Consider the following 22,743-nt stretch of genomic DNA (forward strand, 5'->3'; position numbering starts at 1 on the left):
GGCAATGAAAAAATACATCAAAGCAGTGCTCCTGATTGTTTTCGCGACCGTTCTTAGTTTTGCGCAAGCCGGAAAAGTTCAACCGAACATCATCTATATCAATGCTGATGATCTTGGGGTGATGGATGTGGGGTTTAACGCGCAACTCTACCATACGCCGAACATCGATCAGTTGCGGAAAGAGGGAATGCTTTTTTCGGAAGCGTATGCCCCGGCGGCAAACTGTGCGCCGAGCCGGGCCTGGGTGTTGAGCGGACAATACGGCCCGCGTCATGGTGTCTATACCGTCAACAGCTCAGAGCGAGGCAAGGCACAGCACCGCAAGCTGGTGCCAATCAAAAATACGACGGTGCTCGCTCCCGGTAATGCGACGTTGGCCGATGCATTGCAGGCGGCCGGATACCGGACCATTCATTTGGGTAAATGGCATGTCAGCAAGGACCCGTTGAAAAACGGGTTCGATGTCAATATCGGCGGCGGAACGCAGGGGCATCCGACCGGCGGCTACTATTCATCGTTTAAAAGAGGTGAGATGAAAGCTTTTTCAAACCGATATCCTGCAGGAACACATCGGGTGGATATTTACGCGGATCAGGCCATCCGATTCATGCGCGAAACCGGCGATCAACCGTTCTTTATGCACATGGCCTTTTATTCCGTTCATACTCCACTGGAAGAAATTCCCGAGCTGGTTGAAAAATATAAAAGCAAACCCATTCATGCCGTTTATGCATCCATGGTTGAAAAGATGGATCAGGGAATTGGAAAAATTTTAGCGGAACTGGATGCGCTTGGGCTGCGCGAAAAAACGCTGGTTCTCTTTTGTTCGGATAACGGAGGTATTTCCCAATGCACCTCGCAGGCACCGTATCGTTCTTTTAAAGGCTCGTACTTTGAGGGCGGAGTCCGAGTGCCGTTGGTGATTCGTTGGCCCGGAAAGGTTCCTCCGAACTCCATCTGTAAAACACCGGTCATTGGGGTCGACTTTTTTCCAACCTTTCTTGAGGCCGCTATGGCACCGGTTCCGGCAAATAAAGTGCTCGACGGCTGCAGTCTGATTCCATTGCTGACCGGTACGGGCACATTTCCGGAACGAACGCTTTTCTGGCACTTCCCGATTTATCTGCAGGGCGGCCCCGAAAATGAAGCACACGATGTGCTGTTCCGCACTCGGCCGGGTTCCACATTGCGCCAGGGAAAATGGAAGTTGCATGAATATTTCGAGGACGGACGTATTGAACTATATGATCTGGAAGCGGACACCGGCGAACGTCAAAATGTAGCGAGTCAATATCCGGAAAAAGCGGCAGAGCTGCGCAGTCTTTTATCGGCATGGCGTAAAGCCATGAAGGCACCGGTGCCCACCCAGCTGAACCGAGCATATAATGCTGAGCAGGAAGCCGAAGCGATTCGGAAGCTTGGAGGTGAAAAATGAAATTATTAGAACGAACAACATTCATTTTCATCATGGCCTGCTGTTTCGTTTGTGCCGGAGAGGAGGTCACTTCGCCGGATAAAAATATTGTGCTGAAAACCACAAATAAATCAGGAAAAATCTGTTACTCGGTTGATTTTAAAAAAGGCAATATTATTGCGGAATCCCCTTTGGGGCTTTCGCTGATCGACGGATCGTTTTCCGGAAAGTTAACCGTCGTCAACTCAGTGAGGGGGAGTCATGACCCCCCGTGGGATACCGTCTGGGGTGAGAACAAAACATACCGTGATCACTATAATGAACTGATTCTGAATGTAGAAGACGATCAGGCTGTGCCTAAAAAAATGCAGATCATTTTCCGTGCATTCAATGACGGGATTGCTTTCCGCTATATTTTCCCGAAGCAGGTTGGCTTGGATACCGTCACGTTTGCCGAAGAAAAATCCACGGTTGCGTTTATTTCAGATGCTCCAATTGCCTGGCATCCGTTGTCGTCAGTTCTGGTGTCCGACCCCGTTGATGTCAACAACTTGGTGCTGCCGCCCCCGTCGAAGAAAAAAACGAAGAAAGGCGATAAAAATGTACGTGGTGCCGGCCGTACAAAAAATTCAATGACCCCGTTTACGGTTAAATTGTCTGACGACCGCTATATCTCCCTGCACGAAGCGGCGCTTGAAAAAGCGGGCGATAGCTATGTGAGTCTGGACCATAAAGCGCATTCACTTAAATTTATGGGAAGAAGTACGCAGTCGACTCCGGCCATGAGTGCATGGCGCACGGTTACCATAACTGATTCCGCCGCAGGGCTGATCGAATCCTCGATGTGTCTGAATTTGAATGAACCTTGCGCTTTAAAGGATACCTCGTGGATCAAGCCGGGGAAAACGATGTGGGATTGGCGCAATCACGGAGCAATCGCTGATGATGGTTTTGAGTATGCGATGACTACGGAGAGCTATATCCGGTACATTGATTTCGCCAGTGAAAATCATGTTGAGTATGTCATGGTAGATGCCGGATGGTATGGTCCTGAACGGAATAAAAAATCGGACCCCAAAACCTATCTGCCGCAGGTTGATATTCCGAAAATATGCGCCTATGCAACAAGCAAGGACATTGGTTTGTGGTTGTATGTAAACAGTCGTGCACTTGAATATTTTGATCTGGATCAAACGCTTTCGCTCTATAAAAAATGGGGGGTAGTGGGTATCAAACAGGGCTTTCTGAGCGGTGACACGCAACGTCATGTTGAGTTCGCGGACAAGGTCATGAAGAAGTGTGCAGAATACAAAATCATGTATGTTCTGCATGAACCGAATAAGCCGACGGGTATGCGCAGAACCTATCCGCACTACCTCTCTCGCGAGTTCGTCAACAGTATGCTCGATTCGGGGGTCAGACCTTCCGCCACTCCCACGACACTCTGTACCTTTCCGTTTGTTCATAATCTGGCCGGACCGGTAGACCGGAGCTGCGGCATGTTTGATCTTGATGACTACATTTCCCGTAAAAAGTGCCACCGTCAGCTTCCGACCACAGTTGCCTCGCAGCTTGCTCAGTGTTTGATCTACCCATCCGGTTTGCTGACCCTTCCGGATCATCCGGATGCCTACAGGCGTAAACTGGACCTCTTCGAATTCATAGCGGAGCTGCCGATGACATATGATGAGACCCGGGTTCTTCATGCTGAAATCGGGCACCTGATTACCATGGCCCGCCGCAATGGATCAGCCTGGTTCATCTCTTCTTTGGCGGACGAAAACGGTAGGTCATTTGATCTGACGCTTGATTTCTTGGAAGAGGGCGTAAGCTACGACGCAACCCTGTATGAGGATGGCGAAGGCGCGGACTACCATTATGCGGGTATGGAAAACAAGAAGGCTGCTCTGGCCGCGAAACGGGAGTTGGTTCCGGTGAAGACGACGCGTGAGCTGTACACGATCCGAAAAAAGATCGTCAGAAAAGACGATGTCATTCGTGTGAAAATCGCGCCCGGGGGAGGGCACAACCTCTGGATCAGACCGGTCAAATAAACCCGGGGAGGCTGTTGTTCTGTCGGAAAAATAATAAGCGGAAGGGGGATGAATGGCCCGTTACTTTCAAAGACTGGAAGTCCAGATTCGGCATGAACGAAACGCGCCGGCCCGTGACAATAACCGAATGATGTTCATGATCGTTTCTTCGGGAACGGTCAGATTTTACACCTGCGAGAACTTAACTGATTGGAACTAAATGATGAAAATAAAACTGCATGCTATAGCAATTCTCCTGTTTGTTTTTCCTTTGTTGGCTCAGGCCAACTATACAGAAACCATGGCCGCTGAAGGCCTGGAGAAAAATCTGGGGAAAGATTACAACCTCGTTGATGACCATGCTGAAAACGATCAAAGCGAAAAGGTCCAGCACGCGATTGATGATATGGCGGATGCCGGCGGCGGGCGGCTGATTATTCCGAAAGGGACGTACTCCTTTCGGAACATCCATCTGAAATCCAATGTCCATCTGCTGATTGAAAAAGGTGCGGTGATTAAGCCCGACTGGCCGGTAGGGGATAAGATCTGCGTTTTTACCCTTCACCCGGAATCAGGTGCAGCACCGGATGCGTTTATTGAAAACGTCAGTATTCGCGGATTGGGCGGGCGTTGGACTGTCGACTATTCCGATCGATTCCCGCGTAAGGGAGAAGGGGCCCGGGCGGTAATTTGCAGAATGGTTCGGAACTTCCTGATTGCTGACCTCGATGTGAGAGATAATTACACGGTGTATTGCGGGCTGACTTTGAGTCCGACCTCTTCGCGGGATCCCGATGCTGAAAACTGGGACGTGTCGCGGGCCACGGATGGAACGATCCGTAATTGCCGGATTTTTAACGGGAGTCCGGGCTATGGTCTGGTTCAGTTGCATGGGGCTCAGAATGTGCATTTTGAAAACCTTTATGCCGATGGAGGCGTTGCGTTGCGGCTTGAAACGGGAGCTGGCTTTTTACATACGGGCGTTTTCAATATAACCGCGCGAAACATTGTTTGTGAGAATGGCCGCTGTGCCGTGATGATGGGTCCGCACAGTGCCATGAATGGAAAAGTTACTATTGAAAATGTGAAGGCCATCGGCTGTACGTATGCCGTCCAGCTCGGACAGGGCGGGGTGAAAGCAAATGCTTTAAAATTGAACCCCAATGCAAAGCCCGGCATTTTTTCAAAGGGCAGTTCCATTAAAAATATTCATGCGGTGTTCGGTATGAATGCGCAGCTGAAGAATGCGTCGATGCAGCTCATCCCTGAAGCGTACTTCAAGGATCTGCGCCTCTGGTATGACAACAAGTTTATGAGCGGCCCATCCATCGCCCCGGTTTATGACGCGTCAGAGGATCAATATGACGTGACCCTTTCCCTCATAACTGCAGAAGGTTTTACCTACAACAAAGATAAGAAAATTTTATTTCCGGAAGATGCCCGTGAGGGCAAGTGGGCCGTCACCTTCAAAAACTGGAAATCCAAATACGGTACCAGAGAAACGCGTCGTCCTGTGAAAGGTGATTAATCGATTTTACAGCGAGGCGAACATGGTCCAGCTGCGTAGAACGAATCAAACCGGAATGAAACGATGAAAAAGAAAATCCTTTACAGTGCAATACTCTCCCTGCTGGGCCTATCCGCCGTTCAGGCGGATAATCCCCCGAACATTATTTTTATTTTAACGGATGATATGGGCTGGAGTCACACTTCAGTACCGATGATTGAAGGTCGGCCCGATACGGGCAGCCAAATCATTCAGACGCCGCAGTTGGAACGACTGGCTCAAATGGGGATGACATTCAGCGATGGGTATGCACCGGGGCCGATCTGCTCGGTTTCTCGGTTCAGTCTGCTCTATGGGCGTACGCCCGCGCGGTTGATGCGCACTACGAATCGGGCACAGTTAAAGCGACGGCCGGACCTGACTCAATTTCAGAGTATTCCCCGGGTTCTGAAGGCGGTTAACCCATCTTATAGAACCGGACATTTCGGCAAGTGGCATATGAACAGTGGCGGTATCGACCGAACGCATACTCCAGCACGTGCCGGATTTGATGTGGAGGATGGTCCAAACGGGAACGGTACCGGCAATAACAAGGGAAAGAGCACAACGGTGGAGGACCCGAAATTTGTGTTTGCTCTCACTCAAAAAGCGATCGATTTCATGCAGACCGAGTATGAGGCCGGCCACCCGTTTTATCTGCAGCTTTCACATTATGCCAATCACAGTCGTAATGAGGCGCGACAAGAAACGCTGGATAAACACAAAGCACTTCCAGATGATCCGATTCACGGGAACGACCTCTACAACGCCATGGCGGAAGATCTGGATTGCAGCATCGGTATGCTGCTGGATGCGATTGAAGAAATGGGGGTAGCCGATAATACCTATATTTTCTATCTGTCCGACAACGGCGGCAGTCTTGGGATTAAGAACAATTTAAATGCACCGCTTCGGGGCGGAAAATCTCAGATTTGGGATGGCGGAGTCCGGGTACCTTTCTTCGTTGCCGGTCCCGGGGTTGCTGGCGGCACGTACAGCCGCACTCCGGTTTCCGGGGTCGATCTGTTGCCTACTTTCGCTGATCTGGCGGGTTCTACCGAAAATCTGGAGCCGGATCTGGATGGCGTCAGTCTGCGCCCGCTGCTGGAAAGCAACGGTCAACTGGTTTTGGAACGTTCTTCTCCTTTGGTTTTTCATTATCCGCATGCCGGAAATTTCAGCACGCGTCCGTGGTCGGCGATCCGTCAAGGCCAGTGGAAGTTAGTCCACTATTGGGATGGGGATGAGGAATCGTTGCTGTTCAATATTGAAGAGGGGATTGAAGAAACCGAGGACCAGTCTAAAACCTATCCGGAAAAGACTGAGCTGCTGAAGCGTTCACTGATTCAATATCTCGAATCGGTGCACGCTGAACAGCCGGAGGAGTCCTGGACCTGGGGCGTTGAGATGAAAAAGAAAGGGTGGCAGTCCGGAAAAGTTAAAAGCTCTTTTTGAATGTGAATTTGAGATAGAGAAAGGGCGTGTTGATCTGTGATAGGAATAATGCTCATGGTTTTATTTGTATTAGAAAGAAAATTTAACCGGTTTAGTATGTGTTGTTTGGGATGACGGGAGCTACTTTGTTATGAAGTTAAAAATGAATGTTTTGAGGATGCTGGCGCTGGCCTTTCTTGGGGTATGCGCACAAGCGGATGAGGCAGAAAAACCAAATATCATTATTTTGTTGGGAGATGATATCGGATACGAGGCTTTCGGCTGTACCGGAAATGCTTTTGCGCAAACTCCGAATATGGATCAGCTCGCCAAAGAAGGTCTGGTTTTTGATCGCTTGTATACCACGGTGGCAACTTGTCGTCCCTCACGAACGGAACTCTATACGGGTCTTTTTCCTCTCAGTACAGGAGTCGTGGCAAACACCGTGCGCACAAAAAAACCGGGTGTCAAAAGTATGGTGGAGTTTCTGGAACCCTTGGGATACCGAGTCGGCCTGACCGGTAAGATTCATTTCAACCAAGGAAAGAAGTTTACAAAAATTCCCGGCTTTCCGGTCGGGGCCAACGACGACATCGCTGAATATGACTTGAGCGGAGTAAAATCTTTTATTGAAAAGGCGCAGGAGAATAATCAGCCCTTCTGCACGGTGGTCGCCTCTGTTCACGCGCATCATCCATGGACGGTCGGCACGCCTCAAAAAGACGGGGTTGAACGGGTTCCTGTTCCGGAAGATTATGTAGATACTCCCGCAACCCGCGAGGCGTTGGTTCGTCATGCGGCGGAAGTCACCGCCTTTGATCAGCAGCTGGCCGATATCCGTCTGATGATGGATGAGATGAACCTGACGGAAAACACGATTTTGATCTGCTTGAGCGAGCAGGGGATGGCGATGCCGCGCGGTAAATGGAGCATCTATGAAAAAGGAAACCGCAGTCTGGGCATCTTTGTCTGGCCGGGAACTATTCAGCCGGGCCGCACGCAGGTTCTGAGTAAATACGCCGATATTCTACCGACCTTAATAGATTATGCAGGAGGTCCGGACCCCAAGCTGGACGGCTTCAGTCTGCGCCCCGTACTGGAAGGGAAAAGTCAACATCACCGCGATGTTGTACATGTGTTGAGTGTGAATCCGACTCGGCGCTGTGCATTGATCGAGGACGACTGGAAACTGGTGTGGAGTCCCGAGCGCAATGCCTCACAGTTGTACAAGGGGTTTGATGAGAAAAAGCCGGAAAACGGCGAATATACCAAGAAGTTTGCCGAGGTGTGGACGGAGTGGAACATCGCAGCTCAGGTCGATCCGTCAGCCGCTCAGAAAGTGAAGCATGTTCTCCATCCGGATGAATTCGAAATATACCGCATTGACCGCGATTACGATGAGTGGAACAACCTCGCTCAAAATCCGGAGATTAGAGCCCGGATCAGGACGATGCATGAAAGGTTGAATGGTATAGTCGGCGATGCAATGAACATGGCCGATTCTGATATCAATCAAAAGAATTCCGCAAAAAAGAAGACAAAGAAAAAATAGTGCCTTTTCAGAGGAATCACTGGTTTTGATGAATGTCTCGGTCGGTATGGGTTCTTTCCGGTTCAAATGTTTGTCTCCGCGATTTGTGTGTTTCCTTTTTCTTGCCCATGCCGTTGCTCCTTTCCTCCATTTTGGTCGCTGAGAAAATATTCATTCCGGTCAGGGGCTTTTCTGCTCCAATTTTGGATTGTCTGATTTACGGGCTTAGGTCGGGAGTCTTGCGGCGGAAAAAAGATATTTTCTGTCCTATATCCGGTTCGTCCATCGTTGTTTTGTATTCATCTTTCATGCAGAAAAATGTCCACTTTTTATTCTGTGTAACGTGTACAAAATCAATTTTTTATAAAAATTATTGTCCAAAAATATTTGGAGGAAATTTCTGTCCATAAACCATGCCGGGTCTCCGTTACGTTGGGCAAATAAGCAACGCAAAGGTTAGAAGATCAAGGAGACCGACACATGAAGACAAACATCATGAATGAACGTGACAGCGATAAAAGCATTGGCGATGCGCTCGCCAAAGGAGCACTTCTCTGGGCCCCGGTTTATGCCATTGCCGCCAGCTCTGTTGTCTGGGGTCTAACCGCGAAATCGCCTGAATCTGCCAGCTATGCTGAAATTCTGCTGAAGGCGATGCTGGTCTTTTCCCCGCTGTGTATCGCCGCGGAGGCCTGTCGCTGGATGCTGCTCGATAAATTGCCGCAGCTGAAGCGGATCGGCTTTGAAAAACGGCAGCCTCCAAAGCTGCAGCGTTTTGTTCCGCCGGGGGCAAAGATGCGCCGCAAACACGCGTAACCTTTTGGGCAGGCTTCCGCAGCACCCCTCGTATTTCTATCCCCTCAGAAATATTTCGCTGCGGAAGTTCTGTCTTCTTTTCATACACAAAAAAAGCCCTCCGGGATGCCGGAGGGCTGTATTTTTTCCAACGATTGGAAAATCAGTCTTCGTAGCCATTGGGATGTTCGCGGTGCCAGTCCCATGCACTCTGGACAATCTCTTTGAGATCGGCATGCTGGGGATTCCAGCCGAGCACGGTGCGCGCTTTGGTGGCATCGGCCACGAGGGCGGTGCAGTCGCCGGCGCGGCGCGGCTGAATTTCGGCGGGGATGGGATGTCCGGTGACTTCGCGGCAGACTTCGATGACTTCTTTCACCGTATAGCCGTCACCATTGCCGAGATTGAAGGCTCCGGAAATACCGGGTTTGAGGGCGAGAATGTGGGCCTGGGCGAGGTCTTTAATGTGAATATAGTCGCGTACACAGGTGCCGTCGCGGGTTTCATAATCATCGCCGAACATAAAGATTTTTTCACGTTTGCCCTGGGCGACCTGGAGCACGAGCGGAATCAGGTGGCTTTCCGGGTTGTGTGCTTCGCCGTATTCCGCGGTTGCGCCGCAGGCGTTGAAATAGCGTAGGAACACACATTCCACACCGTGGATTTCCTGGCCCCATTTGAACATGTGTTCGCAGAGCAGTTTGGAGTCGCCATATACTGATTCGGGATTCTGCGGCAGCGTCTCATCCATGGGGATGCGCTCCGGGGTTCCGTAAGTGGCGCAGGTGGAGGAGAAAATCAGCTTTTTGCAGTTGGCCTCAATCATGGCATGAATCAGGTTGAGCGATCCGCTGACATTGTTTTCATAGAACGGCATCGGGTCGATCATGGATTCGCCGACTTCAATATAGGCTGCAAAGTGAATGACGGCTTCCGGCCGTTCCGCCAGCAGCGCTGATTTGATGTCCTCTTTATAGCGCAGATCACCTTTAAGGAATTTGGCGCGCGGATCAACGGCCGCTTTGTGGCCGCGTTCGAGGTTGTCGAAAACCACAACATCGTGGCCTTCGTTGCAGAGCATTTGTGTGGTTACGCTTCCGATATATCCGGCACCGCCGGCAACTAAAACTTTCATGGCAGAATCCTTTCGTGATGAGTGGGCCGTGACGCGGAATTAAGACAAAATCTGCATCACGGCTCAATCGTCAGATTTCATTATTTGATAATCTGGGCTCCCTGAGAAGGAACAATTTTTTCGATGGTCGGTTCCAGATCGTGTGCTTTGCAGGCTTCAATAATCTGTTCACTGATGCGGTCGGCATCCGCCACCTTTACCAGTGCGCAGACGCTGCCGCCCCAGCCGCCGCCGGAAAGACGTGCACCGAGTGCGCCGGCGTCTTTTGCTGCTGCAACCACCGTATCGAGCGCCGGAATGGAGTTTTCAAATGCGGTGCGGGAGGTTTCGTGGGAATCGAACAGATATTGACCGAAGGCTTCGATGTTTCCGTCGGCAAGCAGTTTTACGCCGTCTTCCACCCGATGAATTTCCCAGACCACGTGCGTGGCGCGCTGGGCGGCTTCGGCATCAATTTTTTCTTTGTTCGCTTCAAAATCTTCCAGAGTGATGTCGCGCAGGGCTTTCACTTCGTAGCTGACCAGTTCATTCAGTTCCGCAGCGGCTTTTTCGCAGCTTTCACGGCGGGCGTTATAAGGAGAGTCTTTCAGCTTGTGTTTGATGTGCGGGTTGATCATCAGGAACATGACATCGTCCGGCAGCTGAACGGGGTAGGTTTCGAGGCTTCGGAAGTCGGAGTGAATGAGGCCGTGGTGTACCCCGAAGATACTGGAGAACTGATCGAGCAGTCCGCAGTTGCAGCCGGCAAAGACATTTTCACATTTCTGGGCCAGCTGGCCGATTTCCTTTTTGCTGATATCTTTGCCGATTTCCTTGCCGGCATATTGAAGGGCGGCATAGGTGGTGGCCACTTCCAGTGCGGCAGAGGAGGAGAGGCCGGCGCCCATTGGGATGGAGCCGAGGAAGGTGCAGTTGATGCCGTCGACAAGGATGCCGTGTTCCGTGGCGAGGTAGTAAAAGTTCCCCTTTACATAGTTGGCCCAGTAGCTGTCGATGCGTTCATCGCAGGTGGCGGAAAATTCGTAGGATTCGCGAACGTCACCGGCCGTTACGTGAATGCCTGGCTTGTCCGATTTGGAGATGCAGAAGCAGTGGCCGAAGTTGATGGCGCAGGAGAACGTGGTGCCCGCATTGTAATCGGTGTGATTGCCGAGCACTTCGATGCGGCCCGGTGCGTAGGAAACGGTGGTCGGCTCAACGCCGTAAATCTCTTTGTGAATAGCCTGTGCTTCTGCAACTACGTTTTCATCATACATGGGTTGTCCTCCTGGTTTGTCTATTTGTGAGCTTTCCAATGTATGGAAAGTTGCGAGCAAAAACCATGGGATAACCCGGCAAAGACATGGACAAAAGAAGCGAGATATGCTTTTTTCGTCACATGCTTGAATCCATGCACCATGTAATCAGTCAGAAAGTCTCGGAAATATTCGATCTGTATACCGAGCTGCATGATATCCGGATAACGCTGTTCAGTCCGGATGGCAGTCTGATTTATCCCGACGCCGTAAACCGTCCGAACTGCGACCACTGCAGGTTGTTGCGTGAGGATCTCGGTCTGGAAATGAAATGCCGGGAGCTGGATCATCGGATGATGCATGTGGCCTTTGAGCGGCAGGATATGATCACCTATACCTGTCATGCCGGGATGCGCGAGGTGACGGCACCGATTTTTGTGAACCGTGAACTGGCCGGCTATGTGATGCTCGGTCAGTTCCGCAGCGAATCTGCCCCCGAGGAATCGCCGTATTCCAGAGACTGGAAAAAGGCGAAAGGTGATGACGCGCTCCAACAGGCCTATGAGCAGACTGCGGTGTTTCCGGAGGGCAAGATTGAGACGCTTATCGAGCTGTTTCATCATCTGCTCGATTTTATCATTGGCGATCAGATGATTCAGCACAAGGATTATGATCTGATCGCCCCGGTTATTGAACGCATCCGTGAGCACCCAGAGCAGGAACTGCAGCTCGATGAAGCGGCCCGGACCGTTGGCCGCAGCGCCTCCACCGTTTCGCGTGTTTTTAAGAAGGTGACCGGGCTGAGTTTTAAACAGTATCAGGTAAGCTATCGGCTCGAACGCGCCGCCGGGCTGCTCAAATCCAAACCCAATTCACCGGTAGCCGAAATTGCCCTGGCGGTCGGTTACGACGATGCCCTCTATTTTTCCCGGGTTTTCCGCAAGCACTTTGGCTTTTCTCCATCTGAGTATCGTCAAAATGAGGGCGGCCATGGTGTTGCACCGCGGAAGCCGGAACCGAAAATCACGGCTGTATAATTCAGCACTTCCCGGCGGCCTGAAACTTCGTTTTTCAACGGTTGTAAAAAATACATTTTGCCCGGTTGACAGGGACAGGTCGCATCCGTATATTCCCTGCCTTTCCTGAGGGTGATTAGCTCAGTTGGTTAGAGCGCATGCTTGACATGCATGAGGTCACTGGTTCGAATCCAGTATTACCCACCATTTTTATTCAAGGCGAACTCTCTGCGGGTTCGCCTTTTTCATTTTCATGTGAGAACGGGTTCTGAATCAAATATATGGCCGTTATGCTCCTTTGCGTTCCGAGCTCCTCACCACTCCTCAAATTGGGACCGGTTTCGTAACAAAGTATGAGAATCGTTGAGGGAGAGCCGGGCTGCTGTATGGGGCAGGCTGCGATGAAATCTGGCCGCATTTTCTTTTTCTGAGCCTGTTATCTTTGTGGTTTATGCATGAGTGGCCGGGGGTATCGAGGGCCTGGGAAACTTATGATTGGTTTTCCTTGCCGCACCTCATATGGTGTTTGTGTGAATGACCGCAAAGAACATTCTGATCGTTGTACTCAATATCTGGACTCGCTGAATGCCAGCGAGCTGATCAGTCTCTTCCGCCTTCTGCCTGATGTGTATTTTGTCGTGAAAGATGCGGAAGGCCGAGTGATGGCCGCGAATGAGGTTGCGGTTCGGCTCTGCGGATTTGAATCAGAATCTGACATGAGGGGGAAAACCGATTACGATATTTTCCCCGAAGACCGGGCAGACAGTTATGTGGATGATGACCGGCGCGTTTTTGAGACCGGAGAACCGATTCGGGACCGGGTGGAGCTGGCACCAGATCCGAATCATTCCATCAATTGGTTTGTCACAACAAAGGTTCCGCTATACGGAAATCGCGGTGAAGTGGTCGGTCTGGCATGCATTGCCCGGAACATGACGGCCATGCATGAGACGCTGCGGCCTTATGTTGAAATGAACGAGGTGCTGGAATATATCCGTACGAACTATGCACAGCAGATCCGCATTGAAGAGCTTGCGAGGCTGGTTCACCTGTCTGCGGGACAGTTTGAACGGAATTTCAAGAAGGTTTTCGGGATCTCGCCCAAGCAGCACATTCTCAATGTCCGGCTGCGTGCGGCCAGTCATCTGCTGAAGAGTACACACAATACAATCGCTTCAATATCGCAAGAAACCGGGTTTTACGATCACAGCCATTTTTGCCGGAGCTTTAAGAAAGAAGTGGGTATTTCTCCAAGTCAATATCGAAAAAATAATTGATTTTTGTCGGGCCTTTACACAATGGCATCAGTTTTTTACAAGACGGTGTAAGCGGGGGCTGGTAGCTTTGCCAGCCTATGAAAAAGATATTATCAGTGCTGATTCTGTTCGCTGCGGTTTTGTTATCGCACGGTGCTCCGGAAAAATTCGTTTCCCTGTTCGACGGGAAAAGTTCCAATGGCTGGAAAGGGGCGCTCGGTAACTATGACTTTTCCGATGGAATGATCCGGTGTCAAAAGGGCCGCGGGGGGACTATTTACACGGAACAGCAATTCACCAATTTTGTTGTGCGGTTTGAATTCAAACTTCCTCCCGGTGGAAACAACGGGTTGGCGATTCGTTATCCGGGGCAGGGAAATCCGGCCTATGCGGGTATGTGCGAGCTGCAGGTGCTGGATAACACTGCGCCCAAATATGCAAAACTTGACCCGCGGCAGTATCATGGTTCGGCCTATGGTATGGTGGCCGCCGAGCGGGGACACCTGAAACCGGTCGGAGAATGGAATGCACAGACGGTCACGGTGGTGGGTTCTTCCATTAAAGTGGAGCTTAACGGCGCGGTGATCCTCGATTGCGATCTCGCAGCTGTTACGCAGTTCATGCAGAACAAAGCGCATCTGGGCAAAGAGCGCACATTCGGTCATTTCGGTTTTGCGGGTCATAACGATCCGGTCGCATTTCGTAATATTTACCTTAAGGAGCTTTAGGATGAAAAACAGGCGTTCATTTATTTCGCAAACCGCACTTGCCGGGGCAGCTCTGCCTTTGCTGAGTGCCGCCGGAGTCTCTTCAGTCAACTATGTTCCGGCAGACCGGAAGGTGAACCATGCCAGCTTCGGGGCAAACGGCATGGCCTTTTCGGATATTAAGAGTCTGACCCGTAATGAGGAGGTGAATCTTATAGCCGTGGCGGAAGTGGATGAAAGCCGTTTGGGACGGGTGAAGAAGCTGTTTCCCGAGGTGCGGGTCTATAAAGACTGGCGGGTGCTGCTGGAGAAGGAGCACCGTAACCTGGACTCGGTCAATGTTTCCACTCCCGATCACATGCATGGACCGATCGGCCTGACGGCCATGCAGCTGGGGTTGCATGTTTATGGACAGAAACCACTCGCGCAAAACCTTTATGAAACGCGGCGGATGGCGGAGGTTGCTGCAAAGACCGGTGTGGTGACCCAGATGGGAACGCAGTTGACGTCTACCACGTATGAGCGGCTCACCGCCCGTATGATTCAGGACGGCGTGATCGGCAAGGTGAAGGAAGTTCATATGTTCAGCCATAAAACCTGGGGAGACCCGCAACCGCGGCCGGAACGCGTTGATCCGGTTCCGGCGGGGCTGGACTGGGATCTGTGGCTGGGTGTGGCCGAAGAGCGGCCGTATATTGACCAATATTATCATCCGGGCAACTGGCGCCGCAGGTTGGATTTCGGTACGGGGACGCTCGGCGACATGGGGTGCCATATTTACAGCCCGATGTTTCAGGCGCTGGGTGTTCGGCATCCGCTCTCTGTCAAATCCGTGGGAGGAAAGCCGAATGAGACGAACTGGGCCATTAATGAAAAGTTTGAGTATATTTTTCCCGGAAATGAACTGACTGCTGCGGAAACCGTGAAGGTGACCTGGACTGACGGCTCGTTGCGGCCGCCGAAAAAGTTTCTGGAAATGTTCGGCGAAAAGATGCCGAAACAAGGCTCAATTTTTGTCGGCACGGAAGGAATTCTGTTGCATCCGCATAATGAACTTCCGGTTCCGTATCCGCGCGAAAAGTTTGCCGACTTCCGCTATCCGAAATTTAAAGCGCGTAACCATTACGATGATTTTATCAAGGCGGTTCGCGGAGAACCGGTGAAGCCGCTGTCCGATTTTGTCGAATATGGCGGGCCGCTCACCGAGACCGTTCTGCTGGGCGCGCTGGCTTCGCACTTTCCCGGTGAAACGCTGGAGTGGGATGCTGAAAAACTGCGGATCTCCAATCTGGAAAAGGCGAATGCGTTCGTGAAACGACAGTACCGTAAAGGTTGGGAAATTACGGAGCGTTCATGATGCGTATCGGCATTATCGGCATGGGATTTATGGGGGGGGTGCACCTAAATGCCTGGCAGCAGAACCGGTATGCGGATGTTGTTGCCGTGTGCGATGCCAACCCGATTGCGGGAAAAACAAAGGGGAATATCGATGCCGGTTCGGATGAACTGAACCTCGATGGAATTCATATTTATACTGAAATCGGAGCGATGCTCTCCGCGGAAAAGCTGGATGCCGTTTCGATTACGCTGCCAACGCATCTGCATAAATCGATCTCCATCCAATGCCTGGAAGCCGGAGTGCATGTGCTTTGTGAAAAACCGATGGCGCTGAATGTTGAAGACTGCAATGCCATGATGGCGGCGGCGGATGAGGCGGGGAAAGAGCTGATGGTGGCCCACTGCATTCGGTTTTGGCCGGCTTATGCATGGATTAAGTCCGTTATGGAACAAGGTTGCGCCGGTGAGGTGAAATCGGCTGAATTTTCCCGCCTCACCTATGCTCCGGTCTGGAGCGGGGATTCCTGGTTTTCGGATCAAAGCAAGAGCGGGGGCATAGCGCTCGATCTACATATTCACGATCTCGATTTCATTCAGCATTTATTCGGCGAACCTGATGCCCAGCATTCCGACGGATTGCGGCTTGAGAACGGGGCGGTGGGTCATGTCGTCACCGAGCTCAAGTACGGTGCCGGTAAAATGGTTCGTGCAACGGCCAGCTGGCTCATGCCGGAATCGTATGGCTTCCGTATGGCGTATGAAATCATATTTGAAAAATTGACCGCTGTTTTTGATGGGCATGAACTGAAGATCTTTCCGGTCGATGGCGAGGCGTATACCGTCGAGCTGGACCCCGGGGATGGCTATACCGAAGAAATTAATTATTTTTCGGATCTGATTCGAGGCGCTCAGATCAAGACTGAAATAACGACGGAGCAGGCAAGGGAGTCCGTTCGTATGGCATTGGAAACCATGAAATTATGATGAAATCAATTGGTCTGTGCACCTGGTCGTTAAAAAACAATGCAGCATTGGTTTTCCAGACTCTGGAAGATGCCGGATTGTCCTGCCTGCATCTGGATATTTCGGCGCTGGATGGTTTTCGCGAAGGGATTCAACAACGTAATATTACAGTGACCAGTACGATGGTCGGGTTCCCGCAGGAAGACTATTCAACGTTGGAATCTATCAGGCAGACGGGCGGCATTATTCCAAATGACTGCTGGGAACGGAATCGACAGATTGTGCTCGAGGCGATCTCAGCCACTGCCAGCCTCGGCGTCGATTATCTTTCGTTTCATGCCGGTTTTATTGATCACTATGATGAAAAAGGATTCCGTACATTCTGCAGCCGGATGACTGAACTGGCTGATGCGGCAGCGGAAAATGGGGTCTGTCTTCTTTTGGAAACCGGTCAGGAAACGGCAGAGGATCTCCGGTATTTTCTGGATGAGATTGAACATCCGGCTCTCGGCGTGAATTTTGATCCGGCGAATATGATTCTATATGGGAAAGGGGATCCGGTTCAGGCCGTTGAAGTCCTTGCTCCGTGGATTCGCCATGTTCATATCAAGGATGCAACAGCTGCTTCAGTTAAGGGGGAGTGGGGAGTTGAAGTGCCCTGGGGAGACGGCGATGTGGATGGTGACGCCTTTATCGGGACTCTGATAAAAATCGGTTATTCGGGGGCACTGGAAATTGAGCGGGAAGCGGGGGATTCTCGGGAAGAGGATATTAAGCTGGCCGCGAAGCGCCTGGGGGTGAGTCATGGGGGATAAAGCTATTCGTGTTCGGCTCGGCATCATGATGTTTCTTCAGTTTTTTATCTGGGGTGCATGGTATGTGACGCTGGGAACCTATCTTTCCCAGACACTGAATTTTGATCCGGCGCAAATTGGACGTTCCTATAGCGCGATTCCATGGGGAGCGGTCATTGCTCCGTTTATTGTGGGTATGATTGCGGATCGCTTTTTTGCGGCTCAGAAGGTGATGGCTTTTCTGCATCTTACGGGCGGTGTTATTCTGATGTATGCCAGCACGGTCACAGATCCGTCCCTGATGTTCTGGGTACTGCTGGTCTATGCGGTGTGTTATAACCCGACTCTCGGGCTGGCGAATGCCATCTCTTTCGGAAAACTGAACGATCCGGAAAAGCAGTTTCCGGCTATTCGCGTATGCGGAACTGTCGGCTGGATTGTGGCCGGTTTGCTGGTTGGGTTTATGAAGGTTGAGGCGCAGCATGTTCCGATTCAGATTGCGGGTGGCAGCTCGCTGTTGCTGGGAATGCTTTCGCTCTTCCTGCCCGATACACCGCCCAAATCGCTGGGTCATAAGGTGACGGTTGCAGATGTGCTGGGGCTTGAAACGCTGAAGCTGATGAAAAACCGCTCGTTTGCTGTGTTTGTGTCAGGTTCGCTGCTCATCTGTATCCCGCTGGCCTTTTACTATAACTTTGCGAATATGTTTCTGAATGATGTCGGGGTGGTGAATGCTGCGGGAAAAATGACCCTGGGACAAATGTCGGAATTTATTTTCATGATCATTATGCCGTTTTTCTTTGCGCGGCTCGGGGTTAAAAAAATGCTGTTGCTGGGCATGCTCTGCTGGGTGGTGCGTTATGTGTTTTTTGCGCTGGGAAATGCGGAATCGATGGTCTGGATGTTCTACGGCGGAATTCTGCTGCACGGTATCTGCTATGATTTTTTCTTTGTGACCGGCCAGATCTATGTGGACAACACCGCGCCGAAAGCCATTCAGGCGCAGGCTCAGGGATTCATTGCTTTTATTACCTATGGTGTCGGTATGGTGATCGGTGCCAACCTGTCCGGTGAAGCGGTGAAATATTTTACGGTCGAAGAGATTATCAACTGGCGGGCGGTCTGGTTATTCCCGGCCATTTTATCGGGCGTGATTCTGCTTCTTTTTGCTGCGGTATTTAAAGAGGGGGAAACGGTCGGTGAACGTTGAACCTGCCATCAGACCCGAACTGGATCCTGATTTTGTTCCTGCGGCATTGTGGAACCGGGCATATCGGGAAAAGATGGTTCAATCCGGGAAGTCCATGGCGGTGGCGGTTGCGCTGATTCGGCCGGATGAAACCGGAAGTATTTACCGAACACAGATTCTTCCGCCTTCAGATGAATATGATCCGCTGACACTGAGATATATGGAGCGCCTGCTGAAGTTTCTGCTTTGGCAACGTGGTGCGTGCACGGTACTGATTGCCGGATGCCGGGCGGTGACGGAAAAGCTGGCTTTCATCTATTCCCCGAATGGAGCCCGGGCTTTTGATGCTGATTTTTTCGGCCGTCGGATTTTTCTCCAGCCATTGGAAATCAGACCCTGTTCGTTCGATGCTTTGCCCGATCTGAAGGAGGCCGATGTGCCTGTGGGTCGTCATTTCGATGGATGCCGGATCGGATTTGATCTGGGGGGATCCGACCGCAAGTGCGCTGCGGTGAACGAGGGGCGGGTGGTGTTTTCCGAAGAGGTCGAATGGAACCCGTATTTTGAAAAAAATCCGGATTATCATATTGAGGGAATCAACGATTCCCTGAAGCGCGCTGCGGAGCATCTTCCGCGCGTGGATGCGATTGGCGGCAGTGCTGCCGGAGTTTATGTGAAGAATGAAGTCCGGGTGGCTTCTCTTTTTCGGGGGGTTTCGGATGCGGACTTCGTGTCGCGAGTTCGTCCTGTTTTTTCCGATCTGAAAAAACGCTGGAATAATGTGCCTTTTGAAGTGGTGAACGACGGGGAGGTTACGGCGCTTGCCGGTTCGATGGATCTGCATGAAAACGGGGTGCTCGGTGTGGCGATGGGGACCAGCGAGGCGGTGGGCTATGTGAATCCGGAAGGCCGTGTTACGGCCATGCTGAATGAGCTGGCGTTTGCACCGGTGGATTACCGTGCGGCAGCCCCGATCGATGAATGGTCGGGCGATTCCGGCTGCGGGGTACAGTACTTTTCGCAGCAGGCCGTAGCGCGTCTGGCTCAAGCAGCCAACTTTGAATTTGCTGCGGAAATGCCGTTTCCTGAGCAGCTGATTGCCGTGCAGAAAGCGATGACGAAGCAGGATCCGCGTGCTGCGGCAATCTATCGGACGATGGGGACCTGTCTGGGGTATTCGATTGCACATTATGCCGATTTTTATGACATACGGATGCTCATGCTGATGGGGCGTGTGATGAGCGGTGAAGGCGGAGCGCTCATTCTGAAAACGGCCCGGGATGTTTTGGATGCCGAGTTTCCGGTGCTTGGAAAACAGATTGAACTGTGCACACCGGGCGAAAAACAAAAACGGCACGGTCAGGCGGTTGCGGCGGCAAGTCTCCCGGGTCTTGGAGGGCGCAGATGAATCCCTATTTATCTTTCGTGAATAAAATTAAACAGGACCAGGAGGCGGCTCGGACGATTGCTCCGGATGCGCGGGTTCGTAATGCTGCAGACTCGGGCGATGTGGTTCTGCTGTTTTCACCGCACCCGGATGATGAGTGTATCACGGGCCTGTTGCCTTTTCGGCTGATGACGCAGCTCGGATGCAGAGTGGTTAACGTTCCGGTTACCTTCGGCAGCGAGACGGACCGTCGGGCGGGGCGTATGAACGAACTCAAAAATGCCTGCGATTATCTGGGCTGGTCCATTCATCGTGTGCGTCCGGATTTCCAGCCTTTGGAGGTTTCGGATGTAGTTCGTGTGTTGGATCAGGTTCAGCCAGAAATTCTTTTTATGCCGCATTCCGGAGATTGGAATACGCGGCATGTCGAGGTGCATTTTCTTGTGCTTGAAGCGCTGAAGTGTATGGGGGATTCATTCAGTTGCACGGTGGTGGAAACTGAATTCTGGGGGGCGATGGATGATCCGAATCTGATGGTGGAGGGTCGGCCGGAAATGGTGGCGGAACTGGTGGCGGCAACGGCTCTGCATGAAGGGGAAGTGGCGCGAAATCCATATCACCTTATGCTGCCGGCCTGGATGCAGGATAATGTTCGCCGTGGCAGTGAACTGGTCGGGGGGCAGGGCACCGGTGCCCCCGCGTTTACCTTTGCTACCCTCTACCGGGTTCGGAAATGGAACCATGGGAAATTTTTCCAAACCCTGGAAAATATACAGGTTCCGGCTGCTGATCGGCCGGAATTGGAGCAGTGGAAATGGAAGTTATTATAAAGAAAAGTGCAGATGCAGCCAGCATTGCCGCAGCCCGGGTGGTTGCACGGTTGGTGCAGGAAAAACCAACGGCTGTGCTGGGGCTGGCTACGGGCAGTACGCCGCTGAAACTCTATAAAGAGCTGATTCGGATGCACCGGGAGGAGGACCTGGATTTCAGTCGGGTTACGACGTTTAATCTCGATGAATACATCGGGCTTGAGAAGACGCATGCGCAGTCATATTACCATTTTATGCATGAAAACCTGTTTAATCATATTCATGTTAAACCTGAAAATATTCACATTCCTGATGGAATGGCACCGGATGTTGCGGCCAGCTGTGCAGCGTACGAGCAACAGGTTGCCGATGCCGGCGGGATTGATTTGCAGATATTGGGCATCGGCTCGGACGGTCATGTCGGATTCAATGAGCCGACTTCTTCTTTTACTTCCCGTACCCGGATCAAAACTCTGACTAGACAGACCGTGGAGGATAATGCGCGGTTTTTTGGCGGTGCTGAGCATCAGGTTCCGCGTCACTGCATTACCATGGGTATCGGGACGATTATGGAGGCCCGGATGAACCTGCTTCTGGCTTTCGGAGAACGTAAGGCGACGGCGGTTGCAGAATCCGTGGAAGGGGCTGTTTCGGCGATGATGCCGGCATCGGTTCTGCAGCATCATCCGAATGCAAAGTTATTCCTCGATGAAGCGGCAGCTTCAGCACTGAAGCTGGCCGATTATTACCGATGGGTTTACGAAAGAAAGCCGGAATGGCAGAGGGATGCATGATGAAACCAGCACAAATTGCCGAAGTATTTGAGGTTCCGGGGCAACTCGTTCGCATTCGGCCGGAGGGCAATGGAAATGTGAACGATACGTATCTGGCGGTGTTTCGGACGCATTTTTCCGAAGAGCGCATTATTGTTCAGCGCGTGAATAAGCATGTTTTCAAGAAGCCGGAATGGATCATGGAAAATATGAGTATTCTCACGAATTACTGCCATAAGCAGTTGCAGGCGGAGCAGGGTCAGGCCGATCGGGTGTGGCAGCTGCCCCGCATTATTCCATGTCGGAACGGGCGCGATTATTTTCAAGACGATTCGGGGGAGTATTGGCGGGCATTAACCCTCATTGCCTCGGCAACCTCGTACGAAACGGCACAGAATATGGAACATGCGCACGAAGTTGGCGTGGTGCTGGGACAGTTTCATCGTTTGGTTTCCGGGATGAATCCGATGAGTCTGCGCGATACTCTGCCGGGATTCCATGAAACACCGGGATATTTAGAGCAATATGATGAGGTGCTTCGGCAGGAGCATTCACAGCGACTGACAGAACGTTCGATGGAGGTGAAAAATCTGCATCGTTTTGTGGCGCAGCGTCGTGATTTGGCCAATGTGCTGCAGGATGCACTGGAGTCGGGAGAGCTCAGGCAGCGGCTGATCCATGGTGATCCCAAGGTCAGTAATATCATGATTGATGATGATACGGGAAAGGGCACTGCCATTATTGATCTGGATACAGCCAAGCCGGGGCTGATTCATTATGATTTCGGCGATGCCCTTCGTTCCATCTGCAACCGTGGTGGTGAAGATGCCCGGAATCTGTCGAAGGTGACGTTTGACCTGGATCTGTGTGATGCTTTTGTCCGGGGCTACATGAAACATGCCGGCGATTTTCTGACGGATAACGATAAAAAATATTTGTTTGATGCGGTGCGGCTGATTGCCTTCGAGCTGGGGTTACGTTTCTTTCAGGATTATCTGGCAGGTAACCGTTATTTCAAAGTGATCTCACCCGAGCAAAATCTACTGCGTGCACGGGTTCAGTTCCGGCTTTGTGAAAGCATTGAACATCGTGAATCGAAGATTCGTAGAATCTTCGAACAGGCTATCGGCAAGGCTTCCGAAGATGATCTTGATTACATTGTCATTTAGTTCAAAAAACGACGGGAAAATTAACGGTTGTACACGGGGCTGCGCAGGAGCGGTCGGAAACATTTCGCCATACGTTCAGGGATTGCCGGTCTGTTTTGCGATGTAGATTTCGAGCTGAAGTTGGAGTTTAAAACCTATTGGGGCTGTGGCTTTAGCCGCTGCGTGTAACCGGGAAAAATAAAAACGTGAAGCCTTCAAAGTCAACAGCCGTGACCGTTC

At 51.4% G+C, this 22,743-nt stretch carries 19 protein-coding genes and 1 tRNA gene; 18 read left to right on the forward strand and 2 right to left on the reverse strand.

The annotated features are described in order from the left end of the window. Positions 1–4: 4 nt before the first annotated feature. From P9H32_RS15445 to P9H32_RS15470, 6 genes are all read left to right on the forward strand, one after another. Positions 5–1,435, forward strand: coding sequence for a sulfatase (locus P9H32_RS15445; RefSeq protein WP_322609815.1), 1,431 nt, complete (start codon positions 5–7; stop codon positions 1,433–1,435). Beyond that, positions 1,432–3,468, forward strand: coding sequence for a glycoside hydrolase family 97 protein (locus P9H32_RS15450; RefSeq protein WP_322609816.1), 2,037 nt, complete (start codon positions 1,432–1,434; stop codon positions 3,466–3,468). Before P9H32_RS15445 ends, P9H32_RS15450 begins: the two co-directional genes overlap by 4 nt. A 199-nt stretch (positions 3,469–3,667) precedes the next feature. Further along, positions 3,668–4,975: a glycoside hydrolase family protein gene (locus tag P9H32_RS15455; RefSeq protein WP_322609817.1), complete on the forward strand. Its 1,308-nt coding sequence runs from the start codon at positions 3,668–3,670 to the stop codon at positions 4,973–4,975. 63 nt (positions 4,976–5,038) lie between these two features. After that, positions 5,039–6,448, forward strand: coding sequence for a sulfatase (locus P9H32_RS15460; protein WP_322609818.1), 1,410 nt, complete (start codon positions 5,039–5,041; stop codon positions 6,446–6,448). A 130-nt stretch (positions 6,449–6,578) separates the two neighbouring features. Further along, positions 6,579–7,979, forward strand: a complete 1,401-nt coding sequence (locus P9H32_RS15465; protein WP_322609819.1) for a sulfatase-like hydrolase/transferase — start codon at positions 6,579–6,581, stop codon at positions 7,977–7,979. Between the two features lie 459 nt (positions 7,980–8,438). After that, complete coding sequence (locus P9H32_RS15470; RefSeq protein WP_322609820.1) at positions 8,439–8,774, forward strand: hypothetical protein; 336 nt, start codon at positions 8,439–8,441, stop codon at positions 8,772–8,774. 142 nt (positions 8,775–8,916) lie between these two features. Here P9H32_RS15470 and galE read toward each other — a convergent pair whose 3' ends face one another. Next, positions 8,917–9,888 (reverse strand): UDP-glucose 4-epimerase GalE, encoded by a 972-nt coding sequence (gene galE / locus P9H32_RS15475; RefSeq protein WP_322609821.1) that lies wholly within the window; start codon positions 9,886–9,888, stop codon positions 8,917–8,919. An 80-nt stretch (positions 9,889–9,968) separates the two neighbouring features. Continuing rightward, positions 9,969–11,144 carry a galactokinase gene (gene galK / locus P9H32_RS15480; RefSeq protein ID WP_322609822.1) on the reverse strand — a complete coding sequence of 392 codons (1,176 nt, stop codon included), beginning with the start codon at positions 11,142–11,144 and terminating at the stop codon, positions 9,969–9,971. 134 nt (positions 11,145–11,278) lie between these two features. On the opposite strand from galK, the gene P9H32_RS15485 reads away from it, so the two are divergent. The 12 genes from P9H32_RS15485 (at position 11,279) to P9H32_RS15540 (ending at position 22,524) form a co-directional block, all read left to right on the forward strand. After that, positions 11,279–12,160, forward strand: coding sequence for a PocR ligand-binding domain-containing protein (locus P9H32_RS15485; protein WP_322609823.1), 882 nt, complete (start codon positions 11,279–11,281; stop codon positions 12,158–12,160). 109 nt (positions 12,161–12,269) lie between these two features. Then, a tRNA-Val gene (locus P9H32_RS15490) sits at positions 12,270–12,346 on the forward strand. Between the two features lie 284 nt (positions 12,347–12,630). Next, positions 12,631–13,416, forward strand: coding sequence for an AraC family transcriptional regulator (locus tag P9H32_RS15495; protein ID WP_322609824.1), 786 nt, complete (start codon positions 12,631–12,633; stop codon positions 13,414–13,416). Positions 13,417–13,493: 77 nt separating this feature from the next. Beyond that, positions 13,494–14,123 (forward strand): 3-keto-disaccharide hydrolase, encoded by a 630-nt coding sequence (locus P9H32_RS15500; protein ID WP_322609825.1) that lies wholly within the window; start codon positions 13,494–13,496, stop codon positions 14,121–14,123. A 1-nt stretch (position 14,124) separates the two neighbouring features. Then, positions 14,125–15,459 carry a Gfo/Idh/MocA family protein gene (locus P9H32_RS15505; protein ID WP_322609826.1) on the forward strand — a complete coding sequence of 445 codons (1,335 nt, stop codon included), beginning with the start codon at positions 14,125–14,127 and terminating at the stop codon, positions 15,457–15,459. Beyond that, positions 15,456–16,424, forward strand: a complete 969-nt coding sequence (locus P9H32_RS15510; RefSeq protein WP_322609827.1) for a Gfo/Idh/MocA family protein — start codon at positions 15,456–15,458, stop codon at positions 16,422–16,424. The genes P9H32_RS15505 and P9H32_RS15510 overlap by 4 nt, the downstream gene beginning before the upstream one ends. Beyond that, positions 16,421–17,218, forward strand: a complete 798-nt coding sequence (locus tag P9H32_RS15515; RefSeq protein WP_322609828.1) for a sugar phosphate isomerase/epimerase family protein — start codon at positions 16,421–16,423, stop codon at positions 17,216–17,218. The genes P9H32_RS15510 and P9H32_RS15515 overlap by 4 nt, the downstream gene beginning before the upstream one ends. Continuing rightward, entirely contained in the window at positions 17,208–18,407 is a 1,200-nt protein-coding gene (locus P9H32_RS15520; protein WP_322609829.1) for a nucleoside permease, read from the forward strand. Before P9H32_RS15515 ends, P9H32_RS15520 begins: the two co-directional genes overlap by 11 nt. Then, a complete protein-coding gene (locus P9H32_RS15525; RefSeq protein ID WP_322609830.1) occupies positions 18,397–19,794 on the forward strand; it encodes a hypothetical protein in 1,398 nt (465 codons plus the stop codon). The genes P9H32_RS15520 and P9H32_RS15525 overlap by 11 nt, the downstream gene beginning before the upstream one ends. Next, entirely contained in the window at positions 19,791–20,603 is an 813-nt protein-coding gene (locus P9H32_RS15530) for a PIG-L deacetylase family protein (protein WP_322609831.1), read from the forward strand. The genes P9H32_RS15525 and P9H32_RS15530 overlap by 4 nt, the downstream gene beginning before the upstream one ends. Further along, on the forward strand, positions 20,588–21,376 hold the full coding sequence (nagB, locus tag P9H32_RS15535) for a glucosamine-6-phosphate deaminase (protein ID WP_322609832.1): 789 nt from the start codon (positions 20,588–20,590) through the stop codon (positions 21,374–21,376). Before P9H32_RS15530 ends, nagB begins: the two co-directional genes overlap by 16 nt. After that, positions 21,373–22,524, forward strand: coding sequence for a phosphotransferase enzyme family protein (locus P9H32_RS15540; protein WP_322609833.1), 1,152 nt, complete (start codon positions 21,373–21,375; stop codon positions 22,522–22,524). Before nagB ends, P9H32_RS15540 begins: the two co-directional genes overlap by 4 nt. The last annotated feature ends 219 nt before the right edge of the window (positions 22,525–22,743 follow it).

Source organism: Pontiella agarivorans, assembly GCF_034531395.1.
In the GTDB taxonomy this organism is placed as follows: domain Bacteria; phylum Verrucomicrobiota; class Kiritimatiellia; order Kiritimatiellales; family Pontiellaceae; genus Pontiella; species Pontiella agarivorans.